This is a genomic window from Pseudomonas aestiva, assembly GCF_039908605.1.
Classification (GTDB): domain Bacteria; phylum Pseudomonadota; class Gammaproteobacteria; order Pseudomonadales; family Pseudomonadaceae; genus Chryseomonas; species Chryseomonas aestiva.
Genome location: NZ_CP150916.1, coordinates 1,011,256 through 1,034,737 on the forward strand (window position 1 = coordinate 1,011,256; position 23,482 = coordinate 1,034,737).

Sequence of the window (23,482 nt, forward strand, 5' to 3'; positions counted from 1 at the left end):
CATCGCCTGGTCAGCCAACCGAATTGCTTGACGAACATAGAGCATTGGAACCACCTGATCCCTTCCCGAACTCAGAAGTGAAACGATGCATCGCCGATGGTAGTGTGGGGTTTCCCCATGTGAGAGTAGGTCATCGTCAAGCGCCTAACACCCAGCACCCCCGCTCAGTTCACTCTGGCGGGGGTGTTGTCTTTGGGGCGAAAGAAAGTCGAACGGAGTCTGGGAATGCCGTTGCTGAAACTGCTGAGTGATGGAAAATTTCATTCCGGCGTCGAGCTTGGTGAGGCCTTGGGCGTCTCCAGAAGTGCCATCTGGAAGCGGCTGAAGACGCTGGAAGATGACTTGGGCGTCGAGGTGTTCAAGGTGCCGGGCCGGGGTTACCGCCTGGAAGAGCCCCTGTCGCTGCTCGATGCCGAGCGGATCGCCCAGGAGGGCGGTTGGCCGGTAGCGGTCCTGGCTTCCATCGACTCCACCAATGCCGAAGCGCAACGGCGTCTGCATCAGCAATTGCCTCCATTCGCCTTGCTGGCCGAGCATCAGCAGGCTGGCCGCGGCCGTCGTGGGCGCGCCTGGGTCAGTCCCTATGGCAAGAATCTTTATCTCACCGCCGTGGTATCCAGTCAGGGCGGGATCCAGAAGCTGCAGGCCCTGAGCCTGACCATGGGCCTGGCGGTCATCAGGACGCTGCAACAGCTGGGCGTCGAGGATGCCTGCCTGAAGTGGCCCAACGACGTCCTGGTGCGTGGCCGCAAGCTGGCCGGCATCCTCATCGAATTGTCGGGTGATCCGCAGGACGTCTGTCAGGCCATCATCGGCATCGGTATAAACGTCAACATGCGTCTGGCCGACAACATCGATCAGCCCTGGATCTCCATGGCCGAAGCCCTGGATGGTCTGCAGGATCGCAACCAGGTTGCCAGCCTGCTGCTCCGGGAGATCGATAACCTGTGGCAGATTCACCGCCAGGCCGGATTCGCCGCCCTGCGCGACGAGTGGGAGCGTTATCATGGCTGGCAAGGTCGAGCGGTAACCCTGTCTTCGGGGGTTCGCTGTATTCAGGGCACAGTGGCAGGAGTTGCCGAAGATGGGGCTATCCTCATGCATGTAGACGGTCAGACACAGGCCTTCAGCGGTGGCGAATTGAGCCTGAGCCTAGATCATGATTCTTGAACTCGATTGCGGTAACAGCCTGATCAAGTGGCGACTGCTTGCCGCCGGCGCCGAAGTGGCCGCTACGGGCATTGTCGACAGCGACGAGGCCCTGGTGGCTGCGTTGTCCCAGCCCGATACACCGCCACTGGCAGCTTGTCGCCTGGTCAGCGTGCGCAGCGACGAAGAGACCCAGCAGCTCAAGGAAAGGCTGACCGCTACCTTCGGCATTCCCTGTCACCAGGCCGTCCCGGTCGAGGCCTGGAATGGCGTACGTAATGGCTATCGTGATTATCAGCGCCTGGGCATGGATCGCTGGCTGGTGATCCTGGCCGCGGTACGGCTGGCCGAGGGCAAGGCTTGTGTGGTCCTGGATCTGGGCACCGCGGTCACGGCCGATCTGGTCGACGCCCAGGGCGAGCATCAGGGAGGGTTCATCTGTCCGGGGATTCCGTTGATGCGTCGGGAACTGCAGACCCATACCCGGCGGATCCGCTACGATCCACATTGGGCCAGTGGTGAACGCTACGAGGCGCCGGGACGCACGACCAGCGAGGCCGTGGAGCGTGGGTGTCTGTACATGCTTAAGGGATTCGTCCGTACCCAGTACGAACTGGCTCAGGAGATGTTCGCCGAAGGTTGCGAGATCTTTCTGACCGGGGGTGACGCGGAACTGGTCAAACATGTCGTTCCGGGCGCGCGAATCGTGCCCGATATGGTGTTTGCTGGATTGGCTTTGGCGTGTCCGCTCGAGAACGAATGATGCGTTGGTTGTTTCTGCTATTGGTGGTACTGAACGTTTTCTACTACATATGGCACCAACAGCAGGTGCCGTTGCTGGGTAAGGAAATCGCCCCTCTGGCGCTGTACAAAGGCGAGCGTGAAAACATTCGCCTGTTGAACGAGACGGCATCTGGTGACGCTGCACGGCGTCAGTGACGGCGGTACCCTTCGATGAGGAGCGAAGATGCTGACGCTAGGTAATCTCTGCCTGTTGCTGGGCGCAGTCGGCATTGGCCTGTGGTTCTGGCACGCCCACGGCATTCGCGAACGGGCGCTGTTGCTGGCCGAGCAGGAGTGTCGTCGCCGTAAGGTCATGCTGCTCGATGGCGCCGTGGCCTTTTCCCGCTTTCGCTGGCTGGCCGATGCCAAGGGGCGCAAGCGCCTGGCGCGGTTGTTCGCCTTCGAGTTCACCGTGACGGGCGAAGAGCGGCTCGATGCCTCTCTGGCCCTGTTCGGCAAGACCCTGGCCAAGGTCGAGTTCGCGCCCTTCGTGGTACCCGAGGTCGAGCGCCCGGCGGCGGATTCGGTGGTGGCTTCGGCCCCTGCCTATCAGGCCAAGCCCGAACACGGCCAGGTGGTCTATCTGGATCAATGGCGGCAGCGCCAGCGTACCGAGACCAGCAGGCGCCAAGAGCCGGAGTGATTTCCGGCGCTATCTCCTAAAGCTTTTCCTTCCGTAGTCCCGACGATCAGCTCCGGCTGGTCCGTTCCGGCTTTCCGCTTCTTTTCATGTGATCCCTGATGTTCAGCCCTCTCGTTACCTTTCCTGCACTCTATTTCGCCACTCTCCTGATGCTGGCCGGCTCCGGCCTCTTCACCACCTATATCGGTCTGAGACTGACCGGCGAGGGGGCGGGGGATCTGTGGACCGGCGCCCTGATGGCGGCCTACTACTTCGGACTGGTCTGCGGTGGCAAGTTCGGTCATCGGCTGATCGCCAGCGTCGGCCACATCCGTTCCTATGTGGCCTGCGCCGGTGCGGCCACGGTCACGGTGCTCATCCACGCCCTGATCGATGACCTGAACGTCTGGATCGCGCTGAGATTCGTCATGGGCGTAGTGATGATGAATCAGTACATGGTGATCGAGAGCTGGCTCAACGAGCAGGCGGAGAATCATCAGCGCGGCAAGGTGTTCGCCGGCTACATGGTGGCGGTGGACCTGGGGCTGGTGATCGGTCAGGCGCTACTGGCCTGGCATCCGCAACTCGACTACAAGCCGCTGCTGCTGGTCGCCATCTGCTTCGCCTCCTGCCTGATTCCCTTGGCCATGACCCGCCGGGTGCACCCGGCCAAGCTGGTGGCGGCACCGCTGGAGATCCGTTTCTTCTGGCAGCGGGTACCCCAGTCGCTGGTCACCATCTTTACCGCGGGCCTGCTGGTGGGCGGCTTCTATGGCCTGGCGCCGGTATTCGCCAGTCGCAGTGGCCTGGATACGGCGCAGTCGAGCTTCTATGTGGGGTTGTGCATCGTCGCGGGCTTCTGTGCCCAGTGGCCGCTGGGCTGGCTGTCGGATCGCCTCGATCGCTGCAAGCTGATCCGCGCCAATGCGGTGTTGCTGTGCCTGGCGGCGGTGCCGCTTTGGGGGCTGATCAGCTTGCCCTATCCCTGGCTGCTAGCCGCGGGCTTCGTCTCGGGAATGCTGCTGTTCACCCTCTATCCGCTGGCCACGGCCTTCGCCAACGACCACGTCGAGCCCGAGCGGCGGGTGGAATTGTCGGCGATGCTGCTGACCACCTATGGCGTCGGTGCCTGTATCGGGCCGCTGCTGGCCGGTGCGGCGATGGAGCATTTCGGCCCCGGCACCTTCTATGTGCTGACCTCGGCCTATGCGCTGATCCTGATCGTCTTCGTGCAGCCCCGGTTCGTCAGTGGCGAGCACCGGCTGGACGCGGCGCCACTGCATCACGTGGCCATGCCGGATTCGGTGAGTCCGATGGCAGCGGCGCTGGATCCGCGCATCGACGAGGTGCCGCAGGAGATGGTGGTGGAGGCCCCCGCCAGCATTGGGCCGGGTAGCGAGAAGACCTGATTAGGCGAGCCCGGCGCAAGGCCGGGCAGGAAGGGACGGGTAGGGCTCAGGCCTGACGGGTCTGGCCGGCCCTGATCAGGCGGTCGAGGGTCTGGGCCGAGCCATTTTCGGCCAGGGCGTCATCCTGCAGGCGATGCTGCTGGCGGTCGATGAGTCGACCCATGGGGCGCTGGCTGGATTCTTCGGCCACTGCATCGTCACCGAGACGCTGTTGCTGGTCTTCGATCACCTGTCCCAGGGGGCGCAGGCTGGATTCCTCGGCGATCCGACGTTCCTGCAGCTGGCGTTGCTGCTGCTTGATGACCCCACCCAGGGGACGCAGGCTGGATTCTTCGGCCAGGGTACGTTGCTGCAGGCGCTGCTGCTGTTGCTTGATCAGCTGGCCCAGTGGGCGTTGGCTGGATTCCTCGGCGATCTGGGTGGCAGCGTTCGGGGTGAAGGCGAAGTCCTGGGCGAAGGTGTTCAGAGCCAGGGCGGTCAGGGCGAAACCGAAGGCGATACGCAGGTTCATGGTGGTGTCCTCTGGGGAAACTGTGCTGGAGTGCGTTCAGTATCCCGAGCAGGACCGCCCAGAAAAAATAGACTGGCCAGATAGTGACTATCAGCGCCGTCGATGCCTTTCAGAAAGTCTCTAGCTTCCCGTCGATGATTGCCCCTTTTCCGCTTCGCTCAGGTGAGCGCCGCCGAACAGTTCGCGCAAGGCGGCGGCGTAGTCGCGCGTGCCTATCACCATGCTGTTGGAGTGAGTCCCGCCGGGGATCAGCAGCAGGCGCTTGGGCGGCCGGGCCGCCGCATAGAGAGCCTCGCTGAAGCGTGGAGGCACATAGCGATCGTCGCCACCGTGGACGATGAGCACCGGGATATGGATGTCCGGGATCTTGTCCAGGGAATCGAATTTCTCCGACATCAGCCAGCGCAGGGGAAAGCGGGTGTCGACCACTGCCGTGGCGGCATCGGCCAGGGTGGTGAAGGTGGACTCGATGATCAGACCGGCCGCGGCGGGATAGTCACCGGTGGGATTGCCTTCGCGGGCGATGCGCCAGGCCAGGTCCACCGCCACGGCGCCGCCCAGGGAGTGGCCATAGAGGTATCTCTTGCGGGGATCGGGCTGCAGGCTCTGCAGGTACTTCCAGGCGACCCGGGCATCCTGGTAGACGCTGCGTTCGGAGGGCACGTCGCCCGGACTTTCGCCAAAGCCGCGATAGTCGATGGCCAGCACCGAATAGCCGAGTTGCCGCAGGGTGGCGATGCGTCGGACCTGGGCGGTGAGATTCCAGCGGGTGCCGTGCAGATAGAGCAGGGTGGGGGCGTCCGGCCGGCGGGCGGGCCACCACCAGGCGTGCAGGTAGTCGGTGCCGGTCAGGCCGTCCGGCACTGGCAGGTTGAACTGGCGGACGCCTTCCGGCACGCCGGTGAACCAGCTGGCATTGCCTGGTTCGATGCTGAACACCCACTGGCGTTCGCGATAGGCCAGTTCCGAGCAGCCATAGGGGACCCCGACCCCTACCAGCAGGGTGACGAAGAGCAGCGGGATCAGGCGGCGGCGGAGCAGAGTGGCGAGGGACATGGCTTTCTCTGGATACCGGAAGACGCAGGGTAGGGGCATTCGTCGCCTGGCGCGAACCCCCGTTTCGGTTGGACAGTCATCCTAGAGACAGCGACTGCAGTGACCCCCAATCCGAGGTGAGCCATGAGTGCGACGGCCAAGAAGAGCGATCCCGAACTCTGGGAAAAGGTGAAGAAAGAGATTACCGAGGGCGACAAGGGCGGCAAGCCCGGTCAATGGTCGGCGCGCAAGGCGCAACTGGCCTCCCAGGAGTACCAGAAGCGCGGTGGTGAATACCAGGGCGGCAAGGGCAAGGACAATCATCTGCAGCAGTGGACCGACGAGAAGTGGGACACCCGCTCCGGCAAGAAATCCGAGGACACCGGCGAACGCTATCTGCCGGAAAAGGCCCGGGACTCCCTGAGCAAGGAAGAGTACCAGCGCACCACGGCCAAGAAGCGCCGTGACACGCGCCGGGGCCAGCAGCATTCCAAGCAACCCGCCGATGTGGCACGCAAGACGGCCGCGGCGCGTGAGTCGGGCCTGGCCGGCCTGACCAAGGACGAGCTGATGAAACGAGCGGCGCGCCGCGAGGTGCGGGGGCGTTCGCGCATGAAGAAAGACGAACTGGTCAAAGCGTTGCAAAAGGCAGGTGAAAAATGAGCACCAAGAAGGCTTCTAACGACGACAAGAAAGACGACAAGAAAGAGGTACGCAGCGAGTTCAAGCAGGTGGTCAACATGACCCCGAGTCAGCTGCGTAAATGGCTCAGTGGCGACACCAGCAAGGGCGTGGGCATGACCAAGGGTGGCAAGAAGGTCACGGCGGCCAACGATGGCAAGGCGGTCGGCCATGCCATGGGCGAACGCATCCTGGAGCTCAAGGGCAAGCGTCAGGCCGAGCTGGAAGACGATGACTACCAGGCCATGCGCAAGGTCATCGGCTATGTGCACCGCCATCTCAAGCAGAGACCGGACGGCGACATCGAGGATTCGCGCTGGCGCAAGTCGCTGATGAACTGGGGCCACGACCCTCTGTGTGACAAGCGCAGCGCCTGATCCCGACGAACCGCAGCCCAGGCTGCGGTTTTTCTTTGGCAGAGAGTGACTGGCCGAATTTGTGGGCAACTGTGACGCCGCAGCGCGGACACAAAGGAGTAGGGTAGCCGCCTATCTATCTGAACGCGTTCAAGGAGTTGTCGATGGCACCCCGGGATCTGTTGCTGGCACTGGTCGTCATCCTGGCCTGGGGGGTGAACTTCGTGGTCATCAAGGTTGGCCTGCATGGCGTGCCGCCCATGCTGCTGGGAGCCCTGAGATTCTGCCTGGCGGCCTTTCCGGCCATCCTCTTCGTGCGCCGCCCCCAGGTCTCCTGGCGACTGCTGCTGGCCTACGGCCTGACCATTTCCCTGGGCCAGTTCGCCTTTCTGTTCTCGGCCATGTACGTGGGCATGCCGGCGGGCCTGGCCTCGCTGGTCTTGCAGGCCCAGGCCTTCTTTACCCTGGCCTTCGCCGCGACCTTCCTGGGGGAACAGGTACGCCGGGCGAGTCTGGCCGGGCTGCTGGTGGCGGCGCTCGGCCTGCTGCTGATCGGCACCGAACATGGCGTCACCATGACCCTGGCCGGTTTCCTGCTAACCCTGGCGGCGGCGGCCATGTGGGGGCTGGGCAACATCGTCACCAAGAAGATCGGCAAGGTGGACATGCTCGGTCTGGTGGTCTGGGGCAGCCTGATTCCGCCCATTCCCTTCTTCATCCTCTCGCTGCTGCTAGAAGGCCCGCAACAGATCACCACGGCGCTGACGTCGCTGTCGGGCGGGTCGGTCTTTGCCATCGTCTACCTGGCCTTTATCGCCACCCTGGTCGGCTACGGTATCTGGAGCCGGCTGCTGTCGCGTTATCCGGCCGGCCAGGTGGCGCCCTTTTCGCTGCTAGTGCCGGTGGTGGGGCTCAGTTCGGCCGCCGTGCTGCTAGGTGAGCAGATGACCGTTCAGCAGGAAGTGGGCGGCATGGCAGTCATGCTCGGGCTGTTGATCAATGTCTTTGGCGGCCGCTGGCTGGATGCCCGGAGCAAGGCGTCGTCTGGTGCATGATATTGCACGATCGTAAATGATTGTGCATGATGTGCTGGTCCTCCTGGAGTATCAGCATGAATGCAGCAGCCGTCCACCTTCCCGAAGAACGCCAGGCCGCGATCCTGGCCCTGTTGCGCGAACAGGGCCGGGTCCTGTCGGCTGAACTGGCCGCGACCTGGGGCATTTCCGAAGACAGCGTGCGCCGCGACCTGCGCGAACTGGCCCGCCAGGGCCTGTGCCGTCGGGTGTACGGCGGAGCGCTCTCGCTCCTGACGCCGCCGGAGGCGCTGCCGGCGCGTATCGGTCAGGACGAGGCGGCCAAGCAGACACTGGGGCAGGCCGCGGCCAGGCTGGCGCAGCGGGGGCAACTGCTACTGCTGGACGCCGGCTCGACCAACCTGGCCATCGCCCAGGCGCTGCCCACGGATCTTGACCTGACCGTGGCCACCAATGCACCGGTGATCGCCGCGGCGCTGCTGCAGCGCCCGGGGATCCGGGTGCTGATGATCGGCGGCCTGGCCGCGCCGGAGTCGGGTGCCTGCCTCGGCGCCCGGGCGCTGCGTGATCTGCGGGGCGTGCGCGCCGACCTGGCTTTTCTCGGGACCTGCGCCCTGGCGGTGGAGACCGGCGTGACCGGCTTCGACCTGGAAGAAGCCGAATTCAAGGCGGCCGTGGCCGAGCAGAGCAGCCAGGTGGCCGTCGCGGTGACCGCCGAGAAGCTCGACAGCGTGGCCTTCTATCACGTGCTCCGGCTCGATCAGCTGAACCATCTGGTGCTGGAACCGGGGCTGAGCGAGGAGCGCCTGCAGCCCTATCGTGACGCCGGGCTGCAGCTGCATTCGCTCGATCGCTAGACTCGCGCCCAAGGATCGCCATGACCTCTGCCGTATTGCGTCGCCAACGTTGCGCCACCTTTACCGTCTTTCTCGCCAACGGTTGCGGGATCGGCGGCTGGGCGGCGGCCATTCCCGAACTCAAGCGCGATCTGCTGCTGGGCGATGGCCAGCTGAGTCTGGTGCTGCTGGCGGTCGCCCTGGGCGCCCTGCTGACCATGCCCTTCGCCGGGGTGCTGGTGCCGCGCCTGGGCGGGACCGGACGCCTCACTCGCCTGAGCATCCTGGCCTTCGTACTGGTGCTGAGCTGGCCCGGGGTGGCGCCGTCGCTGGGCTGGCTGCTGCCCTGCGCGCTGCTGCTCGGCGCCTGCAACGGGCTGATCGACGTGGCCATGAACGCCCATGCCAGCGATGTCGAAAGCCGCTGGAACGGTCCGCTGATGTCGTCCTTCCACGCCGCCTTCAGCCTGGGCGGATTTCTGGGTGCCGGCCTGGGAGCGCTGGTGCTGCACCTGGGCGCCTCGGCGCTGGCGGTGCTGCTGACTGCTGCCCTGGTGGCGCTGGTGCTGGCGCTGCCCGCCGCCCTGGCGCTGGACGAGGGCGATCGCAGTCCGGTGAGTCAGGCCCTGCGGCTGCCGGATCGGCGGGTCCTGGCGCTGGGACTGATCGCCCTGGGCTGCCTGATGCTGGAGGGCGCCATGACCGACTGGAGCGCCGTCTACCTGGGCCAGGTGGGCGGCGCGAGTCCGGTGGTGGCGACCCTGGGCTATGCGGCCTTTTCGCTGACCATGCTGGTGGGACGGCTGTTCGGCGACGGTATCCGCGGCCGCTTCGGTGGTCCCCAGGTGATCGTTGGCGGGGCCCTGCTGGCGACCCTGGGACTGGCGCTGGCGGTCCTTCTGCCGGCGCCCTGGACCGCCATCCTGGGCTTCGCGCTGGTCGGCCTGGGGCTGTCCAATGTGGTGCCGGCGGCCTTCAGCGCCGCTGGCCAGGTGGCCGAGACGCCGGCTGCGGGTATCGCCATGACCGCCACGGCCGGCTATCTCGGTTTCCTACTCGGCCCACCGCTGATCGGCGCCGTGGCGGGGCAGGTGGGCCTGCGTGGCAGTCTGCTGCTGCTGACCCTGATCGGGGTGGCGGTGGCACTGCTCGCCCTGCGCCAACGCACGGCATGATGGCTGTCCAGGGAACCCCGCTGCGCTGAGCAGACCCAAGAGGGAACGGAAATCCAAGGAGGCGGCCATGACGCGCCCACGCAAGATCCTCGCCTGGCTGCTGGGAATCATCCTGCTGCTGTTCGTCCTGCTGGTGGTGGTGCTGGCCACCTTCGACTGGAATCGGCTCAAGCCGACCCTCAACGAGCAGGTGTCGAGCGCCCTGCACCGGCCCTTCGCCATCGAGGGCAACCTGGGGGTGGTCTGGCACCGCGAGCCGGATCAGGGCGGTTGGCGCGCCTGGATTCCCTGGCCGCACATCGCCGCCGAGGACCTGACCCTGGGCAATCCGGAGTGGGCGAAGGAAAAGACGTTCGTCCACCTCGACCGGGTGCAGTTGCGGATCTCGCCGCTGGCCCTGCTGGCCAAGCAGATCTATATCCCGCGCATCGACCTCAGTGGACCGGTGGTCAATGCCCAGCGACTGGCCGATGGCCGCAACAGCTGGACCTTCGCGACCGCCGAGAAGGACCCCAAGGCCGAGCCTTCGGCCTGGACCGTCGACATCGGCACCATCGGCTTCGACGCCGGCCGGGTCGGCTTCGACGATGCCCAGACCGCTACCCGGCTGCGCGCGCGGATCACCTCCCTGGATGCTCCCATCGCCTATGCCGATCTGGTGGGCAAGCAGGGCACTTCGCGCCAGCGCTCCAACGTCAGGCAGACCCAGCCCTTCCAGTTCGCCCTGGCGGTAGAGGGCAGCTATAAGCAGGTGCCGGTCAGTGGCCGTGGCCAGATCGGTGGCCTGCTGGCGCTGCAGGACGCCGATGTGCCTTTCCCCATCCAGCTCGATGCCCGGGCGGGCGAAACCCGTGTCCAGGTCTTTGGCACCCTGACCGATCCGCGGCGCCTGGGCGCCCTGGATCTGCACCTGGTGCTGGAAGGCAAGAGCCTGGCGCAGCTCTATCCGCTGACCGGGGTCACCCTCCCGGAGACGGCGCCCTATGCCACCGACGGCCATCTCACGGTCAAGCTCAACGATCCGGCGGGCGCCCGTTTCAGCTATGAAGACTTCAATGGCCGGGTCGGCAAGAGCGATCTGCATGGCGAGGTACTGTTCACCGGCGGCAAGCCGCGACCCAAGCTCAGCGGCACCCTGCGCTCCGATCAGTTGCTGTTCGAGGACCTGGCCCCGCTGATCGGCGCCGATACCAAGGAGCAGCAGGCGGCCAAGGGCGAGACCAGCCAGCAGCCGGCGGACAAGGCGCTGCCGGTCTCCGAATTCCGCACCGAGCGCTGGCGCGCCATGGATGCCGATGTGCGCTTCACCGGCAAGCGCATCGTGCAGAACGCGCAGCTGCCGATCACCGATCTGAATACCCATGTGCGCCTGACCGATGGGGTGCTGCTGCTCGATCCCCTGCGCTTCGGCGTGGCCGGGGGCGATCTGAACACCACGGTGCGCTTGGAAGGCGACAAGACGCCGCTGCAGGGGCGGGTCGATCTGCACGTGCGGCGGGTCAAGCTGAACCAGCTGTTCCCCACCGTGGAGGCCATGAAGCGCAGCATGGGCGAGCTCAATGGCGATGCCACCCTGAGTGGCACCGGCAACTCGGTGGCGGCGCTGCTCGGCACCAGCAACGGCGAACTCAAGCTGCTGATGAACGACGGCCGTATCAGCCGCAGCCTGATGGAGCTGGCCGGACTCAATGTCGGCAACTACCTGGTCGATCGGCTGTTCGGCGATGACGAGGTGGAAATCAACTGTGCGGTCGCCGACCTCGACTTCAAGAAGGGCCTGGTGCAGCCCCAGGTCTTCGTGCTCGACACCGAGAACGCCCTGATCAACATCACCGGTACCATCAACCTGGCGAGCGAGCGCCTGGATCTTACCGTCGATCCGCACAGCAAGGGCCTGCGCATCTTCTCGCTGCGCTCGCCGCTCTATGTGCGCGGCACCCTGAAGAGTCCCTCGCCGGGGGTCAAGGCATTGCCATTGGCGGCCCGCGGCGCGGCGGCGGCACTGCTCGCCACCTTCGCAGCGCCGGCCGCCGGTCTGCTGGCACTGGTGGCGCCCAGCAACGAGCAGGGCGCCCAGTGCAGCGCCCTGTTGCAGCAGATGCGGGCAGGGCGTTGAGCTCGTGCGCCAGAGCCGGTTCGCGGTACTTGACAGACGACCGTTCGGCGGCGTCTGACGGGCGGAAAAGAACCGCTCTGGTTGCCCAGGCTCTATAGAAATAACCCGAGTCGGGCAGCCTTTTCGCGGAGATCCCTCATGCGTGACGACACCGATAGCCACTACGAAATCCACTACAAATTGCTGGGCGAAAGCTATACCGACCGTATCAGCAACCTGGACGTACCCATCACCGACGTGGTCCGCGAACTGGCCTGCCGGCACCTGGACGCGATCAACGACGAGCGCTTCCACCTCGCCGACATCGAGTCCGGTCAGGCGCTGGTGGCACTGCACGATGTCTCCATCCATCGCGTCGCACCGGAAGCCCCATGAAACGCCTGCTGAGCGGTGGATTGCTGACCATGACCCTGCTGGGCCTTGCGGCCTGCTCCACCGAGACGGTGGTGACCCTGCAGGACGGTACCCAGTACATCACCGAAGATAGGCCCAACACCAAGACGTCCGATGGCTTCTATGAATTCACCGATGTGGCGGGTCGTCATGTGCGGGTGAAGGCAGGCGATGTCGCCACCATCAAAGCGGAAGACTAGGCCTTGCCTGACCTTCGTTCGGTGACCTTTCAAACAAGTCCTTCCCAGGAGACTGCCATTCCCCGCGGCGACAAATCCACGTACAGCGACAAGCAGGTACGCAAGGCCGAGCACATCGAGGAGAGCTACGAGAAAAAAGGCGTCTCCAAGGATGAAGCCGAGGCGCGGGCCTGGGCGACGGTGAACAAGCAGTCCGGCGGTGGCGAACAGAGTGGCTCCGGCAAGTCCAAGAGCGGTACCGCCAAGCGCGCGGATCGCAAGGATTCCGCTCGGCGTGCGGTGGCGACCAGGCAGGGCCAGTCGCCCAACAGCGGTCGTGCCGCGGCGCGGCGTTCGTCTGGCGGCAGCACCTCGCTGAGCGACATGACTCGCGATGAGCTGGTCAGGAAGGCGGCCGAGCAGAACGTTCGCGGTCGGTCGCGAATGAAGAAAGACGAGTTGATTCGTGCCTTGAGTTGAGGCATTGGAGATACGAAAAAGCCGGACAGTGTCCGGCTTTTGTCTGCCTGGCGTTCAGCTGGGCAGCAGACGGCAGGTGAGGCTCTTGATGTAGCGAGTCTCCGGGATGGCCGGGTGCACCGGGTGATCCGGGCCCTGGGCACCGCGTTCGAGGATCTGCAGGTTGCGATCCAGATGGCGGGCGCTGCCGAGCAGGATGTTCTGCAGGTCGTCTTCGGGCAGGTGCATGGAGCAGGAGGCGCTGACCAGGATGCCGTCCTTGTTCAGCAGGCGCATGGCCTGTTCGTTGAGGCGACGGTAGGCGGCCTCGCCGTTCTTCAGGTCCTTGCGCTTCTTGATGAAGGCCGGCGGGTCGGCCACGATGACGTCGAATTTCTCTTCACCGGCCTTGAGTTCCTTGAGCGCCTCGAAGACATCGCCCTCGACGCACACCAGCTTTTCCGCCAGGCCGTTGAGGGTGGCATTGCGCTCCACGCCGTCGAGGGCAAAGCCCGAAGCGTCCACGCACATGACCTCGCTGGCGCCGAAGGCCGCGGCCTGCACGCCCCAGCCGCCGATGTAGCTGAACAGGTCGAGCACCCGCTTGCCTTCGACATAGGGCGCCAGGCGCGCACGGTTCAGGCGGTGGTCATAGAACCAGCCGGTCTTCTGGCCTTCGCGGACCGGCGCCTCGAAGCGCACGCCGTTCTCTTCCAGCGCCACCCAGTCGGGGACCTCGCCGTAAGCCACTTCCACGTAGCTGGAGAGGCCTTCGGCGGCGCGGGCGCTGCCATCGTTCTTCCACAGCACGCCCTGGGGTTTGAACACCTGCAGCAGGGCGGCGAGGATGGCGTCGCGCTGGCGCTCCATGGTGGCGGAAGCGATCTGCACCACCAGGATGTCGTTGAAGCGATCCACCACCAGGCCGGGCAGGAAGTCCGAATCGCCGTAGACCAGGCGATAGCAGTGGCTGCCGAACAGCCGCTCACGCAGGCTCAGGGCGACCTTGAAACGGTGCACCAGCAGCGACTTGTCCAGCAGGTAGCCGGTGTCGCGGGAGAACAGGCGGGCGCAGATCAGGTTGTTGGGCGACAGCGCCACCAGGCCCAGCGGCTTGCCGCTGGTGGTTTCCAGGATGGCCTGATCGCCCGGCTCGAAGGCGGTGAGCGGGGTGGCGACGACGTCCACCTCGTTGCTGTACACCCAGAGGTGCCCGGCGCGCAGACGGCGGTCGGCATTGGCTTTGAGGCGCAGGCGGGGCAGGGTCATGAAGGTCTCCGGCGAAGGGGGCAAAAGCGCGGAATTATAGCGCAAAGCCACCTGCCTGGACCGGCCGTCAGTCCCGCTGGCTGACCTCGATATCGCTCAGCCCGGCTTCCTGGGCGCGGCGGGCGATGCTCGGCTGGGCATGGCGCTCCCAGGGTGCATCGACCACTACCTGGGGCTCCTCGACGTGCTTGATGAGCAATTGCAGCAGCGCTTCTTCCTCGGTGACCGGCTCGAAACTCTCCAGCTCGTGGGTAAGGGGCTCGCCATTGAGGCGATAGTGGATCAGGTAACGGTGCAGGGTCTGCATGGGAGTGCCTCGGCAGCGGGGGATAAGCGATGGACCCCGCTGGGCGGCAGCGGTTGCGTCAGCCGCCCAGGCTATCGAGGATCGGGCACTCGGGACTGGCGTCGCCATGGCAGCAGGAGACCAGTTCGCCCAGGGTCCCGCGCAGGCGGGTCAGCTCGGCGATCTTCAGATCCAGCTCGGCGATGTGCCGCTTGGCCAGCGCCTTGACGTCGGCACTGGCGCGCTGGCGATCCTGCCAGAGGCTGAGCAGCTGGCGGATCTCCTCCAGGCTGAAGCCCAGCTCCCGCGAGCGGCGGACGAAGGCCAGCACCCGCAGGTCTTCGGCGCCGTACTGGCGATAGCCGCTGTCGGTGCGCCCGGCGGGCGCCAGCAGGCCGATGCGCTCATAGTAGCGCAGCATCTTGGCGGTGAGCCCGCTGGCCTTGGCGGCCTGACCGATGTTCATGACAGGGAGTCTCCGGACGGGCGCCAGCGGCCGAGCAGCAGGGCATTGGCCAGGACACTGACGCTGGAAAAGGCCATGGCGGCGCCGGCATAGACCGGATCGAGCAGACCCAGGGCGGCCAGCGGCAGGCCGATGACATTGTAGACGAAGGCCCAGAACAGATTCTGGCGGATCTTGCGCTGGGTGCGCCGGGCGATGTCCAGTGCCGCCACCACCTGGCGCGGATCCTCCTGCAGCAGGGTGATGCCGGCCGCATGGCGCGCGGCGGCGGTACCCGAACCCATGGCGATGCCCAGTTCGGCGGCGGCCAGCGCCGGGGCGTCGTTGAGGCCGTCGCCGACCATGGCGACGCCGCCCCGGCTCGCCTGCAGCCGGGCCACCACGGCGGCCTTGTCGGCAGGCAACACCTCGGCCTCCCACTGCTCGATGCCCAGAGCGGTAGCCACCTGGCGGGCGCTGCCGCGGTTGTCACCGGTCAGCAGCCAGCTGTCGATGCCGTCGCGGCGTAGCCGGGCGATGGCCTCGGCAGCACCCGGACGGATCTCGTCGCCAAAGGCCAGCAGCCCCAGGACCTGCGGTCGGCTGCCAGTTTCCACCAGCCACGATAGGGTCAGTCCCTGATCTTCCCAGGCGCGGGCGGCGTCGGCCAGGGGGCCGGCGTCCAGCTGTTGTTCGGCCAGCAGGCGCGCATTGCCCAGCAGCAGGGAGCGCTCCCGCCAGATACCCTGGAGGCCACGGCCGGGCAGGGCGCGCACGTCTCGGGCGGGTGGGGTGTCCAGACCGCGGTCGCGACAGGCCAGGAGGACCGCCGCGGCCAGGGGATGCTCGCTGCCGCGTTGCAGACTGCCGGCCAGGCTCAGCAATTCGGCTTCCTCGATGCCGGGCGCCGTGACCAGCTGACGCAGGCGCAACTGGCCGGCGGTCAGGGTGCCAGTCTTGTCGAAGACCACGCTGGTGATGCCCTGGGCGCGCTCCAGGGTCTCGGCGTCCTTGATCAGGATGCCGTGGCGCGCCGCCACTCCGGTGCCGGCCATGAGGGCGGCGGGGGTGGCCAGCCCGAGGGCGCAGGGGCAGGCGATGACCAGTACCGCCACGGCGGCGAGCAGACTGGGCTCCAGGGCGTGGCCGCTCAGCAGCCAGCCGAGCAGGGTGACCAGGGCCAGGGCCACCACCACCGGGACGAACACCCGGCTGATGCGATCCACCAACTGCTGGATGGGCGCCTTGGTGGCCTGGGCGTCTTCCACCAGGCGGATGATGCCGGCCAGCACCGTCTCGCCACCCAGGGCGGTGACCTCGATCTGCAGATTGCCCTCGCCGTTGATGGCGCCCCCCACCACCTCGTCGCCGGGACCCTTGGCGACCGGGCGGCTTTCACCGGTGAGCAGGGCTTCGTCGACCTGGCTCTCACCCTGCAGGATGCGGCCGTCGGCGGGGATGCGTTCGCCCGGACGCAGCTGCAGGCGATCGCCCAGGCGCAGGCGATTCAGGGCGACTTCCTCTTCCTCGCCGTTCGCATCGAGGCGCCGGGCGCTTTCCGGGCGCAGGGCTTCCAGGGCGCGCAGCGCCGCGCCGGTGCGGCGCTTGGCGCGGGTTTCCAGGTATTTGCCCAGGCGCACCAGGGCGATGACCATGGCCGCCGTCTCGAAATAGAGGTGCGGGCTGCCCTTGACCAGCCAGAGATAGAGACTCAGGCCAAAGGCGGCGCTGGTGCCCAGGGCGACCAGCACATCCATGTTGCCGCTGCGCGCGCGCAGGGCATGCCAGGCGCCGCGATAGAAGCGCGCGCCGACTAGGAACTGCACCGGCGTCGCCAGCAGGAATTGCAGCCAGGCGGGCGGCATCAGGTGCCAGCCGAAGGGCGTCAGCAGCATGGGCAGGATCAGTGGCGCGGCCAGCAGCAGCGCCAGGGCCAGCTCCAGACCCTCCCAGGGCACACCCTGACGGGCCGGCGCTGAACGCTCGTCTTCGGCGTGGCGATCCTCGGCGCCGTAGCCGGCGGCTTCCACCGCGGCGATCAGGGCTGGCGTCTCGACCGCGGCCAGGGTTGTCACCCGGGCTCTTTCGCTGGCCAGGTTGACCTCGGCGGCCAGCACCCCGGGCGCGGCACGCAGGACCTTTTCGATCCGCCCGGCGCAGTTGGCGCAGCTCATGCCGGACAGCGCCAGGTCATGCTCGACCTCGGCCACCCGGTAGCCCGCCGCGCTGACCGCCTCGGCCAGCGCCGGCGCCGCGTCGACCGGCGCACTGACGCGGGCCTTTTCGCTGGCCAGGTTGACACCGGCCGCGCTGACTGCCGGGACCTTCTGCAGGGCGCGCTCGACCCGACCGGCGCAGGCCGCGCAGGTCATGCCACTGATGGAGAGTTCGAATTCGTGCATGGGCACCTCCTGAGCTCAGTGTTGACCTTGACCTCGGGTCAAGGTCAACACTGGAACCCGAGCCTGGCGCTGGCGTCAGGAGAAAGAGGTCAAGACCGACAGGAGCAGACCATGCATGTCATCAAGGTGATCGGAATGAGTTGCGCCCACTGCGTGAGCGCCATCGAATCCGCCGTGCTCAAGGTGGACAATCGCGCCCGGGTGGAGGTGGACCTGCAGGCGGGCGAGGTGCGTATCGACAGCGCCGAGGTGAATGCGCCCTTCCGCCAGGCCATCGAGCAGGCGGGCTATACCGTCGCCGACTGAGTCCAGTCACGCACGATGGCGCGGAAGAAGGTTGTGAACACCTGATCGGCGGCCAGCAGCGGGGCGAAGGTCTGTTCGTCGCGCAGCAGGTCGGAGAGGGTGCCGAGAAACAGGCTGTGCAGCATCCGGCTGGCCAGCTGCGGCGTCACGCCCGGCTGCAAACGGGCGGCCTGGGCGGTGAAGAGGGCGTCGGTGATGCGGATGAACTGCCGCAGGAACTGCAGATCGCGCTCCTCGGCCTCGCGCAACTCTTCGGTGAATTCGCAGCGGTGCAGCAGGATGGTCATCACCCGCTGCTCCCGGCCGGGCTGGGTGAATTTCGCCATGCCTTCGATGCACAGTTTGAACAGCCGCTGCAGGCTGTCTTCCTCGCCGTCGACGCGCAGGCGCTCGGTCAGTTCGTCGGCCGGGATCCTTATCTGGCTAAGCATTTCGTGGAACAGGTGGGCCTTGTTCTGGAAATGCCAGTACACTGCACCCCGGGTGACGCCGCATTCGCGGGCGATCATTTCCAGGCTGGTACGCGCCACGCCATTGGTCAGGAACAGGGCTTCCGCCGCATCGAGAATGGCTTGGCGGGTCTGTTCGGCTTCTTCTTTCGTACGACGCATGGGTGATCTGACTGGCAGTGGGTCTGCCACGCAGTCTAGCTCGCCTCGCCGCTTTTACAAACATGATTGTATGTAACTGCGTGACATTTCCGCTTCCATCGGATCAGGCTTCATGACCTTTCGCTTATTGTTGATTCTCGGGGCCCTCTCGGCCTTCGCTCCCTTCGCCATCGACATGTACCTGCCCAGCTTCCCCTCGCTGGCACGGTCGTTCGCCACCGATATCGAACACGTGCAGCTGAGTCTGGCGGTGTATTTCGCCGGTCTTGCCAGCGGCCAGCTGTTCTATGGCCCCCTGGCAGACCGCTTCGGCCGCCGCCTGCCGCTGCTGATCGGCATCGGCCTGTTCTGCCTGGCCTCGCTGGGCTGTGCCCTGGCGCCCAACCTGCCCTGGCTGATCGCCGCGCGCTTCGTCCAGGCCCTGGGCGGTTGCGCCGGCATGGTGATCGCGCGGGCCGTGGTACGCGATCTCTGCGAGCCGATGGCCGCGGCGCGGGCCTTTTCGCAGATCATGCTGGTGACCGGGATCGCCCCCCTCATCGCGCCCTTTGCCGGCAGCCTGCTGCTCAGCACCTTTGGCTGGCAGGCGATCTTCGTCAGCCTGGCGCTGTTCGCTGCCGCCTGCGGCACCGCGGTGGCGCTCTGGCTGCCCGAATCCCTGCCGGCGCACCATCCGCGGCCGCCGCTGCGGGGGGCCTTGCGCAACTACCTGCGGCTGCTGCGCGATCGCACCTTCATCGGCCACACCCTCACCGGCGGCATCGCCATGGCCGGAATGTTCGCCTACATCTCCGGTTCGCCCTTCGTGCTGATCGAACTCTATGGCGTCAAACCCGAGCACTACGGCTGGGTATTCGGCCTCAACGCCGCCGGCTTCATCCTGCTCGGACAGCTCAATGCCCGCCTGGTGGTCCGTCAGGGCCCGGCCTTCTGGCTGCGGCGCGCGGTGGTGGCCTATGCCGCGGCGGGACTGGTCCTGCTGCTGGTCGGCGCCTTCCAGCCCAAGGCCCTGCCGGTGCTGATGGTCCCGCTGTTCTGCGCCATCGCCCTGCTCGGCGGCATCGTGCCCAACGCCTCGGCCTGCGCCCTGGCCGGGCAGGGCGCCAATGCCGGCAGTGCCTCGGCGCTGATGGGCAGCCTGCAATTCATCCTGGCGGCGCTGGCTTCCAGCAGCGTGGGCGCCCTGCACAACGGCACCGTGGTGCCCATGTGCGCGGTGCTGGCGCTCTGCGCGGTGGCGACCGCGCTGATGGCGCGCTGGACCCACAGATCCACAGCCGTCTGAGGTAGAGTGGATTTTTCCCGGCGTGGCAGGTCAGATAGGCGAACCCTCATCCTTCCAGGGACGCCGACATGACCTTTGCCTACTGGTGCATCTTCCTCGTCTACCTCGTGCCCTATGGCGCGGCCTACTACGCCAAGTTCAAGGGCAGCGGTTTCACGCCCGAGGACAATCGGGATCCGCGCAGCTTTCTCGGCAAGCTGGAGGGTGCCCGGGCGCGGGCCAACGCTGCCCAGCAGAATGCCTTCGAGATCAATCCGCTGTTCGCCGCGGCGGTAATCGTCGCCCACGTCACCGGTGGCGCCGACCAGGGCACCATCAACTTCTGGGCCTTCCTCTTCCTGCTGAGCCGCATCGCCTATACTTGGCTGTATATCCGTGACCACGCCACCCGCCGTTCGCTGGCCTGGGTCGGCGGGATATTTTGCTGCCTCTGCCTGTTCATCGCCGCGGCCTGAGTGCAACGTCGCTGCCGGTCTTGACCGGCAGCGACGGCTGTAGCTTCATTAGCGCCCTGTCTTTCTCGGCTGGCCGCCTGCATGACGTCTCCTTCGCCCGCCCAGCAGGTGCTGGGGCACTTCGCCGAGCTCGCCCAGGGCCGCGGCTATACCCTGGATGCAGCGCAACAGGCCGCCATCGACCGTTTTGCCCGGCTCGCCGACGAACTCCTGCGCCCGCGCCTGTTCCGTCGCCAGGCGCCGCGCAGTCTCTATCTCTGGGGCCCGGTAGGGCGCGGCAAGAGCTTTCTGCTGGACGGTTTCTTCGCCGCCCTGCCATTCGCCGAGAAGCGCCGGGTGCACTTCCATGCCTTCTTTCGTGAACTGCACGAGCGGATGTTTCGCCAGCCGCCGGGTGGCGATGCCCTGGCCGCCAGCCTGGACGAACTGCTCGCAGGTTGCCGACTGCTCTGTTTCGATGAATTCCATGTGCATGACATCGGCGACGCCATGCTCATCACCCGGCTGTTCAAGGCGCTGTTCAGCCGCGGCGTGGTGCTGATCACCACCTCCAACTATCCGCCGGAAGGACTGCTGCCCAATCCGCTCTACCACGAGCGCTTCCTGCCGGCGATCCGGTTGATCGAGACGCGCATGGACATCCTCGCGGTGGCCGGTCCCCAGGACTATCGCGGCGCCAGTCCTGCCGAGCCCGATCCCTTCGGTATCGGTGCCTATCTCTGGCCGGGCAGCCTGGAACAGCGCCAGGCGCTGGGGCTGCCGCCGCTGGCAGAGACCAGGATCGAGGTACCGGTAGGCCATCGCAGCCTGCCCGCCATCAGCGCCGCGGAGGGGCTGCTGCACTTCAGCTTCGCCGATCTCTGCGAAGGCCCCACCGCGGTCCTCGACTACCTGACCCTGAGCGAAACCTGGCAGCGCTGGCTGCTCGATGCCGTGCCGCCGCTGCGCGACGCCAGTCCCGCCGCCCGCCAGCGCTTCATCAACCTGGTGGACGTGCTCTACGACCGTCGCCTGGCGCTGTTCCTGGTCAGCACCGCGCCCCTCGACGAGACCCTGGCCGACAGCGAGATCGCCGATATGTCGCGGACGCGCAGCCGGCTATCCCAGCTGCGGCAGATCGGGCCGGACTAGCGCTCTGTACGAAAGGTGCCTGCGCTCGGCGACCTTTCATACAGAGCCTAGCGCTCGGCCTTCAGCTTCGCCCCGTCCAGGTGCCAGCGGCGCTGCTCGGCCGAGGCGCCGTCGACGTCGTTGACCCGGCGTAGCTGATAGCGGCCGCTGAAGGTCTGGCGGGTACCGTCGGCGAGGCGCGCCTTGATCGTCACCGGGATGCTGACATAGCTCGAACCGGCCGCACCCTCGACCGGGCCAGGTTGACCGAGGGTCACCTGGACGCTGCGAGTCCTGGCATAGCCCTGGCGGAATTTCTCGTAGCTGTTGCCGGGCCGGCCATCGCTTCCCCATAGCTGCCAGGCGGTGCCGTAGTCCCGCGCATCCAGCGCCCGGTAGTAACGCCGGACCACGGCCGCCGCCGCCTCGGCGCTGCTGGGCAGCGGACCGCAACCGGGTTCCTTGGCCGCCTCGCCATCGCCGAACAGGGCGCAGCTGCGGGCGATCTCGTCCTGCATCAGGGCGCAGCTGTTGGCCGCGTTGCAGGGCGGTCGCGTGGCGGGGGAGAGCGCTCGGCAGGTGGTGGCCAAGGCCTGAGCGGGCCGCTGCCCGATTTCCTGGGCGCAACTGCGCGGTGAAGGCTCCGTGGCCGCCAGGGCGCCGGTGACGAGGGACAGCAGCAGGGGGCAGAGCAGCCAGCGCGGGGACATCGGCGAGATCCTTGAGCAAAGTCCCAGCCTAGCAGGGCAGGGACGACGTGGAAAAAAGCCCGCGACGGTCATCCGTCGTCTGGCCACCTCGCTGACGTAAAAGCGTCATGTGGCCGGCGCAGGGTAGGCAGATCCCGTGTCGGAGTTCGCCCCATGCCTTCGTCCAGTCCAGTCGCCTCCCTGTCACCGCTATCCCATCCCCTGCACAGTTCGCGCAAGCCCGGTCCGCTGCGGATCGTGCTGTTCATCGCGCTGCTGCTGACCGGTCTGGCGGTAACCCTCGGCGGTATCCACAACGATGTCAGCGATGCCCAGTCGCCGCCCACCACCTGGCTGCCCTTCGCCGGTCTGGCGCTGGCGCTGGTGATCGCCCTCGGCTTCGAATTCGTCAATGGCTTCCACGACACCGCCAACGCCGTGGCCACCGTCATCTACACCCACTCGCTGCCGCCCAATGCGGCGGTGCTCTGGTCCGGCTTCTGCAACTTCCTCGGGGTGCTGTTCTCCAGCGGTGCGGTGGCCTTCAGCGTCATCGCCCTGCTGCCGGTGGACCTGGTGGTGGAAATGGGCGCGGGCAAGGGCTTCGCGATGATCTTCGCCCTGCTGATCGCCGCCATCATCTGGAATCTCGGCACCTGGTGGCTGGGCTTGCCGGCGTCGTCCTCCCATACCCTGATCGGCTCCATCATCGGGGTCGGTCTGATGCATGCCTGGCTGGGTGGGATGGATGGCAGCAGCGGCGTGGACTGGGGCCAGGTGGCCAAGGTCGGCTATGCGCTGCTGTTCTCGCCGCTGATCGGCTTCGCCTGCGCCGCGCTGCTGCTGGTGCTGCTCAAACGGATCGTGCGCGACCAGACGCTCTACCAGGAGCCGAAGAGCGCCGAGCCGCCGCCGCCGTGGATCCGCGGCCTGCTGATCCTGACCTGCACCGGGGTGTCCTTCGCCCATGGCTCCAACGACGGCCAGAAGGGCATGGGCCTGATCATGCTGATCCTGGTTGGCGCCCTGCCGACCGCCTATGCGCTCAACCGAGCCGTGCCGGCCACGGCCACGCCAGCCTTCGCCGCCGTCGCCGAGGTCACCGCCAGCGGCCTGCGCCAGGCGGCGCCCCAGGCCGCACCGGCCGATCCCCACGGGGTGCTGCTGGAATTCGTGCGCAAGCGGCAGAGCAACCCCGAGGTGCTGCCCGCGCTGGCGGCCATCACCGACGACATCGCCCGCGAGGTGCGCCAGTACGGCGCGCTCAACAACGTGCCGGCGCAGAGCATGCCCAACGTGCGCAACGCCATGTACCTGGCCTCGGAATCCATCCGCCTGCTGGAAAAGGAGCACCTGCCGGGGCTGGCGCCCAGGGCGCAGGAGGATCTCAAGGAGTTCAAGCGGCAGATCGACCAGGCCACCCGTTTCATCCCGCTGTGGGTCAAGGTGGCAGTGGCCATCGCCCTGGGGCTGGGGACCCTGGTCGGCTGGCGGCGCATCGTCATCACCGTCGGCGAGCGTATCGGCAAGACCCACCTGACCTATGCCCAGGGCGCCTCGGCCGAACTGGTGGCCATGGGCACCATCGGCGCGGCGGACGCCTTCGGCCTGCCGGTCTCCACCACCCATGTGCTGTCGTCCGGGGTGGCCGGGACCATGGCCGCCAACGGCTCCGGACTGCAGTGGGCGACGGTACGCAATCTGGCGCTTGCCTGGGTGCTCACCCTGCCGGTGGCCATGGCGCTGTCCGCGTCACTCTACTGGCTGCTGGTGCACCTGTTCTAAGAGCCTGTTCAAAATCTGCTGCGCGTCGGCCAAACTGTGTTGAAAATGGCTTCGGAATGCTCATTTACCACTCGTAAACCCGAGCGCGGGTCCGATCCGCT

At 66.4% G+C, this 23,482-nt stretch carries 27 protein-coding genes and 1 rRNA gene; 20 read left to right on the forward strand and 8 right to left on the reverse strand.

The features are described from left to right. The first annotated feature begins 26 nt into the window (after positions 1-26). The 6 genes from rrf to AABM56_RS04720 all read left to right on the forward strand — a co-directional run bounded on the left by rrf (position 27) and on the right by AABM56_RS04720 (position 3,963). Positions 27-142 (forward strand): 5S ribosomal RNA (gene rrf / locus AABM56_RS04695). An 83-nt stretch (positions 143-225) separates the two neighbouring features. Further along, on the forward strand, positions 226-1,170 hold the full coding sequence (gene birA / locus AABM56_RS04700; protein WP_133862848.1) for a bifunctional biotin--[acetyl-CoA-carboxylase] ligase/biotin operon repressor BirA: 945 nt from the start codon (positions 226-228) through the stop codon (positions 1,168-1,170). Next, a complete protein-coding gene (locus tag AABM56_RS04705) occupies positions 1,160-1,912 on the forward strand; it encodes a type III pantothenate kinase (protein WP_133862849.1) in 753 nt (250 codons plus the stop codon). The genes birA and AABM56_RS04705 overlap by 11 nt, the downstream gene beginning before the upstream one ends. Beyond that, positions 1,909-2,088: a hypothetical protein gene (locus tag AABM56_RS04710; protein ID WP_037006863.1), complete on the forward strand. Its 180-nt coding sequence runs from the start codon at positions 1,909-1,911 to the stop codon at positions 2,086-2,088. Before AABM56_RS04705 ends, AABM56_RS04710 begins: the two co-directional genes overlap by 4 nt. Positions 2,089-2,116: 28 nt before the next feature. After that, on the forward strand, positions 2,117-2,575 hold the full coding sequence (locus tag AABM56_RS04715) for a DUF3301 domain-containing protein (protein ID WP_133862850.1): 459 nt from the start codon (positions 2,117-2,119) through the stop codon (positions 2,573-2,575). Between the two features lie 98 nt (positions 2,576-2,673). Continuing rightward, a complete protein-coding gene (locus AABM56_RS04720; protein WP_133862851.1) occupies positions 2,674-3,963 on the forward strand; it encodes an MFS transporter in 1,290 nt (429 codons plus the stop codon). A 46-nt stretch (positions 3,964-4,009) separates the two neighbouring features. Here the strand turns inward: AABM56_RS04720 and AABM56_RS04725 are convergent, their stop codons facing one another. Both AABM56_RS04725 and AABM56_RS04730 read right to left on the reverse strand, forming a co-directional pair. Beyond that, the gene (locus AABM56_RS04725; protein WP_133862852.1) at positions 4,010-4,474 is read right to left on the reverse strand and encodes a hypothetical protein; all 465 of its coding nucleotides are present in this window, start codon (positions 4,472-4,474) and stop codon (positions 4,010-4,012) included. A gap of 120 nt (positions 4,475-4,594) precedes the next feature. After that, positions 4,595-5,530 carry an alpha/beta hydrolase gene (locus AABM56_RS04730; protein WP_133862853.1) on the reverse strand — a complete coding sequence of 312 codons (936 nt, stop codon included), beginning with the start codon at positions 5,528-5,530 and terminating at the stop codon, positions 4,595-4,597. A 123-nt stretch (positions 5,531-5,653) separates the two neighbouring features. On the opposite strand from AABM56_RS04730, the gene AABM56_RS04735 reads away from it, so the two are divergent. The 9 genes from AABM56_RS04735 to AABM56_RS04775 all read left to right on the forward strand — a co-directional run bounded on the left by AABM56_RS04735 (position 5,654) and on the right by AABM56_RS04775 (position 12,759). Next, positions 5,654-6,172: a hypothetical protein gene (locus AABM56_RS04735; RefSeq protein ID WP_133862854.1), complete on the forward strand. Its 519-nt coding sequence runs from the start codon at positions 5,654-5,656 to the stop codon at positions 6,170-6,172. Beyond that, positions 6,169-6,567 (forward strand): DUF3140 domain-containing protein, encoded by a 399-nt coding sequence (locus AABM56_RS04740; RefSeq protein ID WP_133862855.1) that lies wholly within the window; start codon positions 6,169-6,171, stop codon positions 6,565-6,567. Before AABM56_RS04735 ends, AABM56_RS04740 begins: the two co-directional genes overlap by 4 nt. Before the next feature lie 143 nt (positions 6,568-6,710). Continuing rightward, complete coding sequence (locus AABM56_RS04745) at positions 6,711-7,601, forward strand: EamA family transporter (RefSeq protein WP_133862856.1); 891 nt, start codon at positions 6,711-6,713, stop codon at positions 7,599-7,601. Between the two features lie 56 nt (positions 7,602-7,657). Next, positions 7,658-8,437 carry a DeoR/GlpR family DNA-binding transcription regulator gene (locus tag AABM56_RS04750; RefSeq protein ID WP_133862857.1) on the forward strand — a complete coding sequence of 260 codons (780 nt, stop codon included), beginning with the start codon at positions 7,658-7,660 and terminating at the stop codon, positions 8,435-8,437. 20 nt (positions 8,438-8,457) lie between these two features. Next, on the forward strand, positions 8,458-9,591 hold the full coding sequence (locus AABM56_RS04755; protein ID WP_347883868.1) for an MFS transporter: 1,134 nt from the start codon (positions 8,458-8,460) through the stop codon (positions 9,589-9,591). Between the two features lie 67 nt (positions 9,592-9,658). Beyond that, entirely contained in the window at positions 9,659-11,707 is a 2,049-nt protein-coding gene (locus AABM56_RS04760; protein WP_133862859.1) for an AsmA family protein, read from the forward strand. Positions 11,708-11,845: 138 nt separating this feature from the next. After that, a complete protein-coding gene (locus AABM56_RS04765; protein WP_133862860.1) occupies positions 11,846-12,082 on the forward strand; it encodes a hypothetical protein in 237 nt (78 codons plus the stop codon). After that, a complete protein-coding gene (locus AABM56_RS04770; RefSeq protein ID WP_133862861.1) occupies positions 12,079-12,300 on the forward strand; it encodes a YgdI/YgdR family lipoprotein in 222 nt (73 codons plus the stop codon). The genes AABM56_RS04765 and AABM56_RS04770 overlap by 4 nt, the downstream gene beginning before the upstream one ends. Positions 12,301-12,357: 57 nt before the next feature. Next, positions 12,358-12,759: a Rho termination factor N-terminal domain-containing protein gene (locus tag AABM56_RS04775; RefSeq protein ID WP_133862862.1), complete on the forward strand. Its 402-nt coding sequence runs from the start codon at positions 12,358-12,360 to the stop codon at positions 12,757-12,759. Positions 12,760-12,813: 54 nt separating this feature from the next. Here AABM56_RS04775 and AABM56_RS04780 read toward each other — a convergent pair whose 3' ends face one another. The 4 genes from AABM56_RS04780 to AABM56_RS04795 form a co-directional block, all read right to left on the reverse strand. Continuing rightward, positions 12,814-14,007, reverse strand: a complete 1,194-nt coding sequence (locus AABM56_RS04780; protein WP_133862863.1) for a class I SAM-dependent rRNA methyltransferase — start codon at positions 14,005-14,007, stop codon at positions 12,814-12,816. A gap of 67 nt (positions 14,008-14,074) precedes the next feature. Next, on the reverse strand, positions 14,075-14,314 hold the full coding sequence (locus AABM56_RS04785; protein WP_133862864.1) for a hypothetical protein: 240 nt from the start codon (positions 14,312-14,314) through the stop codon (positions 14,075-14,077). 58 nt (positions 14,315-14,372) lie between these two features. Continuing rightward, on the reverse strand, positions 14,373-14,759 hold the full coding sequence (gene cueR, locus AABM56_RS04790; protein WP_133862865.1) for a Cu(I)-responsive transcriptional regulator: 387 nt from the start codon (positions 14,757-14,759) through the stop codon (positions 14,373-14,375). Beyond that, positions 14,756-17,140, reverse strand: a complete 2,385-nt coding sequence (locus AABM56_RS04795; protein ID WP_133862866.1) for a heavy metal translocating P-type ATPase — start codon at positions 17,138-17,140, stop codon at positions 14,756-14,758. Before AABM56_RS04795 ends, cueR begins: the two co-directional genes overlap by 4 nt. Positions 17,141-17,251: 111 nt before the next feature. Between AABM56_RS04795 and AABM56_RS04800 the strand changes: the two genes are divergently transcribed. After that, on the forward strand, positions 17,252-17,446 hold the full coding sequence (locus AABM56_RS04800; RefSeq protein ID WP_133862867.1) for a cation transporter: 195 nt from the start codon (positions 17,252-17,254) through the stop codon (positions 17,444-17,446). Here AABM56_RS04800 and AABM56_RS04805 read toward each other — a convergent pair. Next, the gene (locus AABM56_RS04805) at positions 17,428-18,057 is read right to left on the reverse strand and encodes a TetR family transcriptional regulator (protein WP_133862868.1); all 630 of its coding nucleotides are present in this window, start codon (positions 18,055-18,057) and stop codon (positions 17,428-17,430) included. The two genes, AABM56_RS04800 and AABM56_RS04805, sit on opposite strands and share 19 nt — an antisense overlap. Positions 18,058-18,169: 112 nt before the next feature. On the opposite strand from AABM56_RS04805, the gene AABM56_RS04810 reads away from it, so the two are divergent. The 3 genes from AABM56_RS04810 (at position 18,170) to zapE (ending at position 20,928) form a co-directional block, all read left to right on the forward strand. Further along, positions 18,170-19,342 carry a multidrug effflux MFS transporter gene (locus AABM56_RS04810; RefSeq protein WP_347883869.1) on the forward strand — a complete coding sequence of 391 codons (1,173 nt, stop codon included), beginning with the start codon at positions 18,170-18,172 and terminating at the stop codon, positions 19,340-19,342. A gap of 68 nt (positions 19,343-19,410) precedes the next feature. Then, entirely contained in the window at positions 19,411-19,797 is a 387-nt protein-coding gene (locus tag AABM56_RS04815; protein WP_133862870.1) for an MAPEG family protein, read from the forward strand. Between the two features lie 81 nt (positions 19,798-19,878). After that, positions 19,879-20,928, forward strand: a complete 1,050-nt coding sequence (gene zapE, locus AABM56_RS04820; protein WP_133862871.1) for a cell division protein ZapE — start codon at positions 19,879-19,881, stop codon at positions 20,926-20,928. Between the two features lie 47 nt (positions 20,929-20,975). On the opposite strand, the gene AABM56_RS04825 is transcribed toward zapE, so the two are convergent. Continuing rightward, positions 20,976-21,617 (reverse strand): hypothetical protein, encoded by a 642-nt coding sequence (locus AABM56_RS04825; RefSeq protein ID WP_133862872.1) that lies wholly within the window; start codon positions 21,615-21,617, stop codon positions 20,976-20,978. 153 nt (positions 21,618-21,770) lie between these two features. On the opposite strand from AABM56_RS04825, the gene AABM56_RS04830 reads away from it, so the two are divergent. After that, complete coding sequence (locus AABM56_RS04830; RefSeq protein WP_133862873.1) at positions 21,771-23,381, forward strand: inorganic phosphate transporter; 1,611 nt, start codon at positions 21,771-21,773, stop codon at positions 23,379-23,381. Positions 23,382-23,482: the final 101 nt, after the last annotated feature.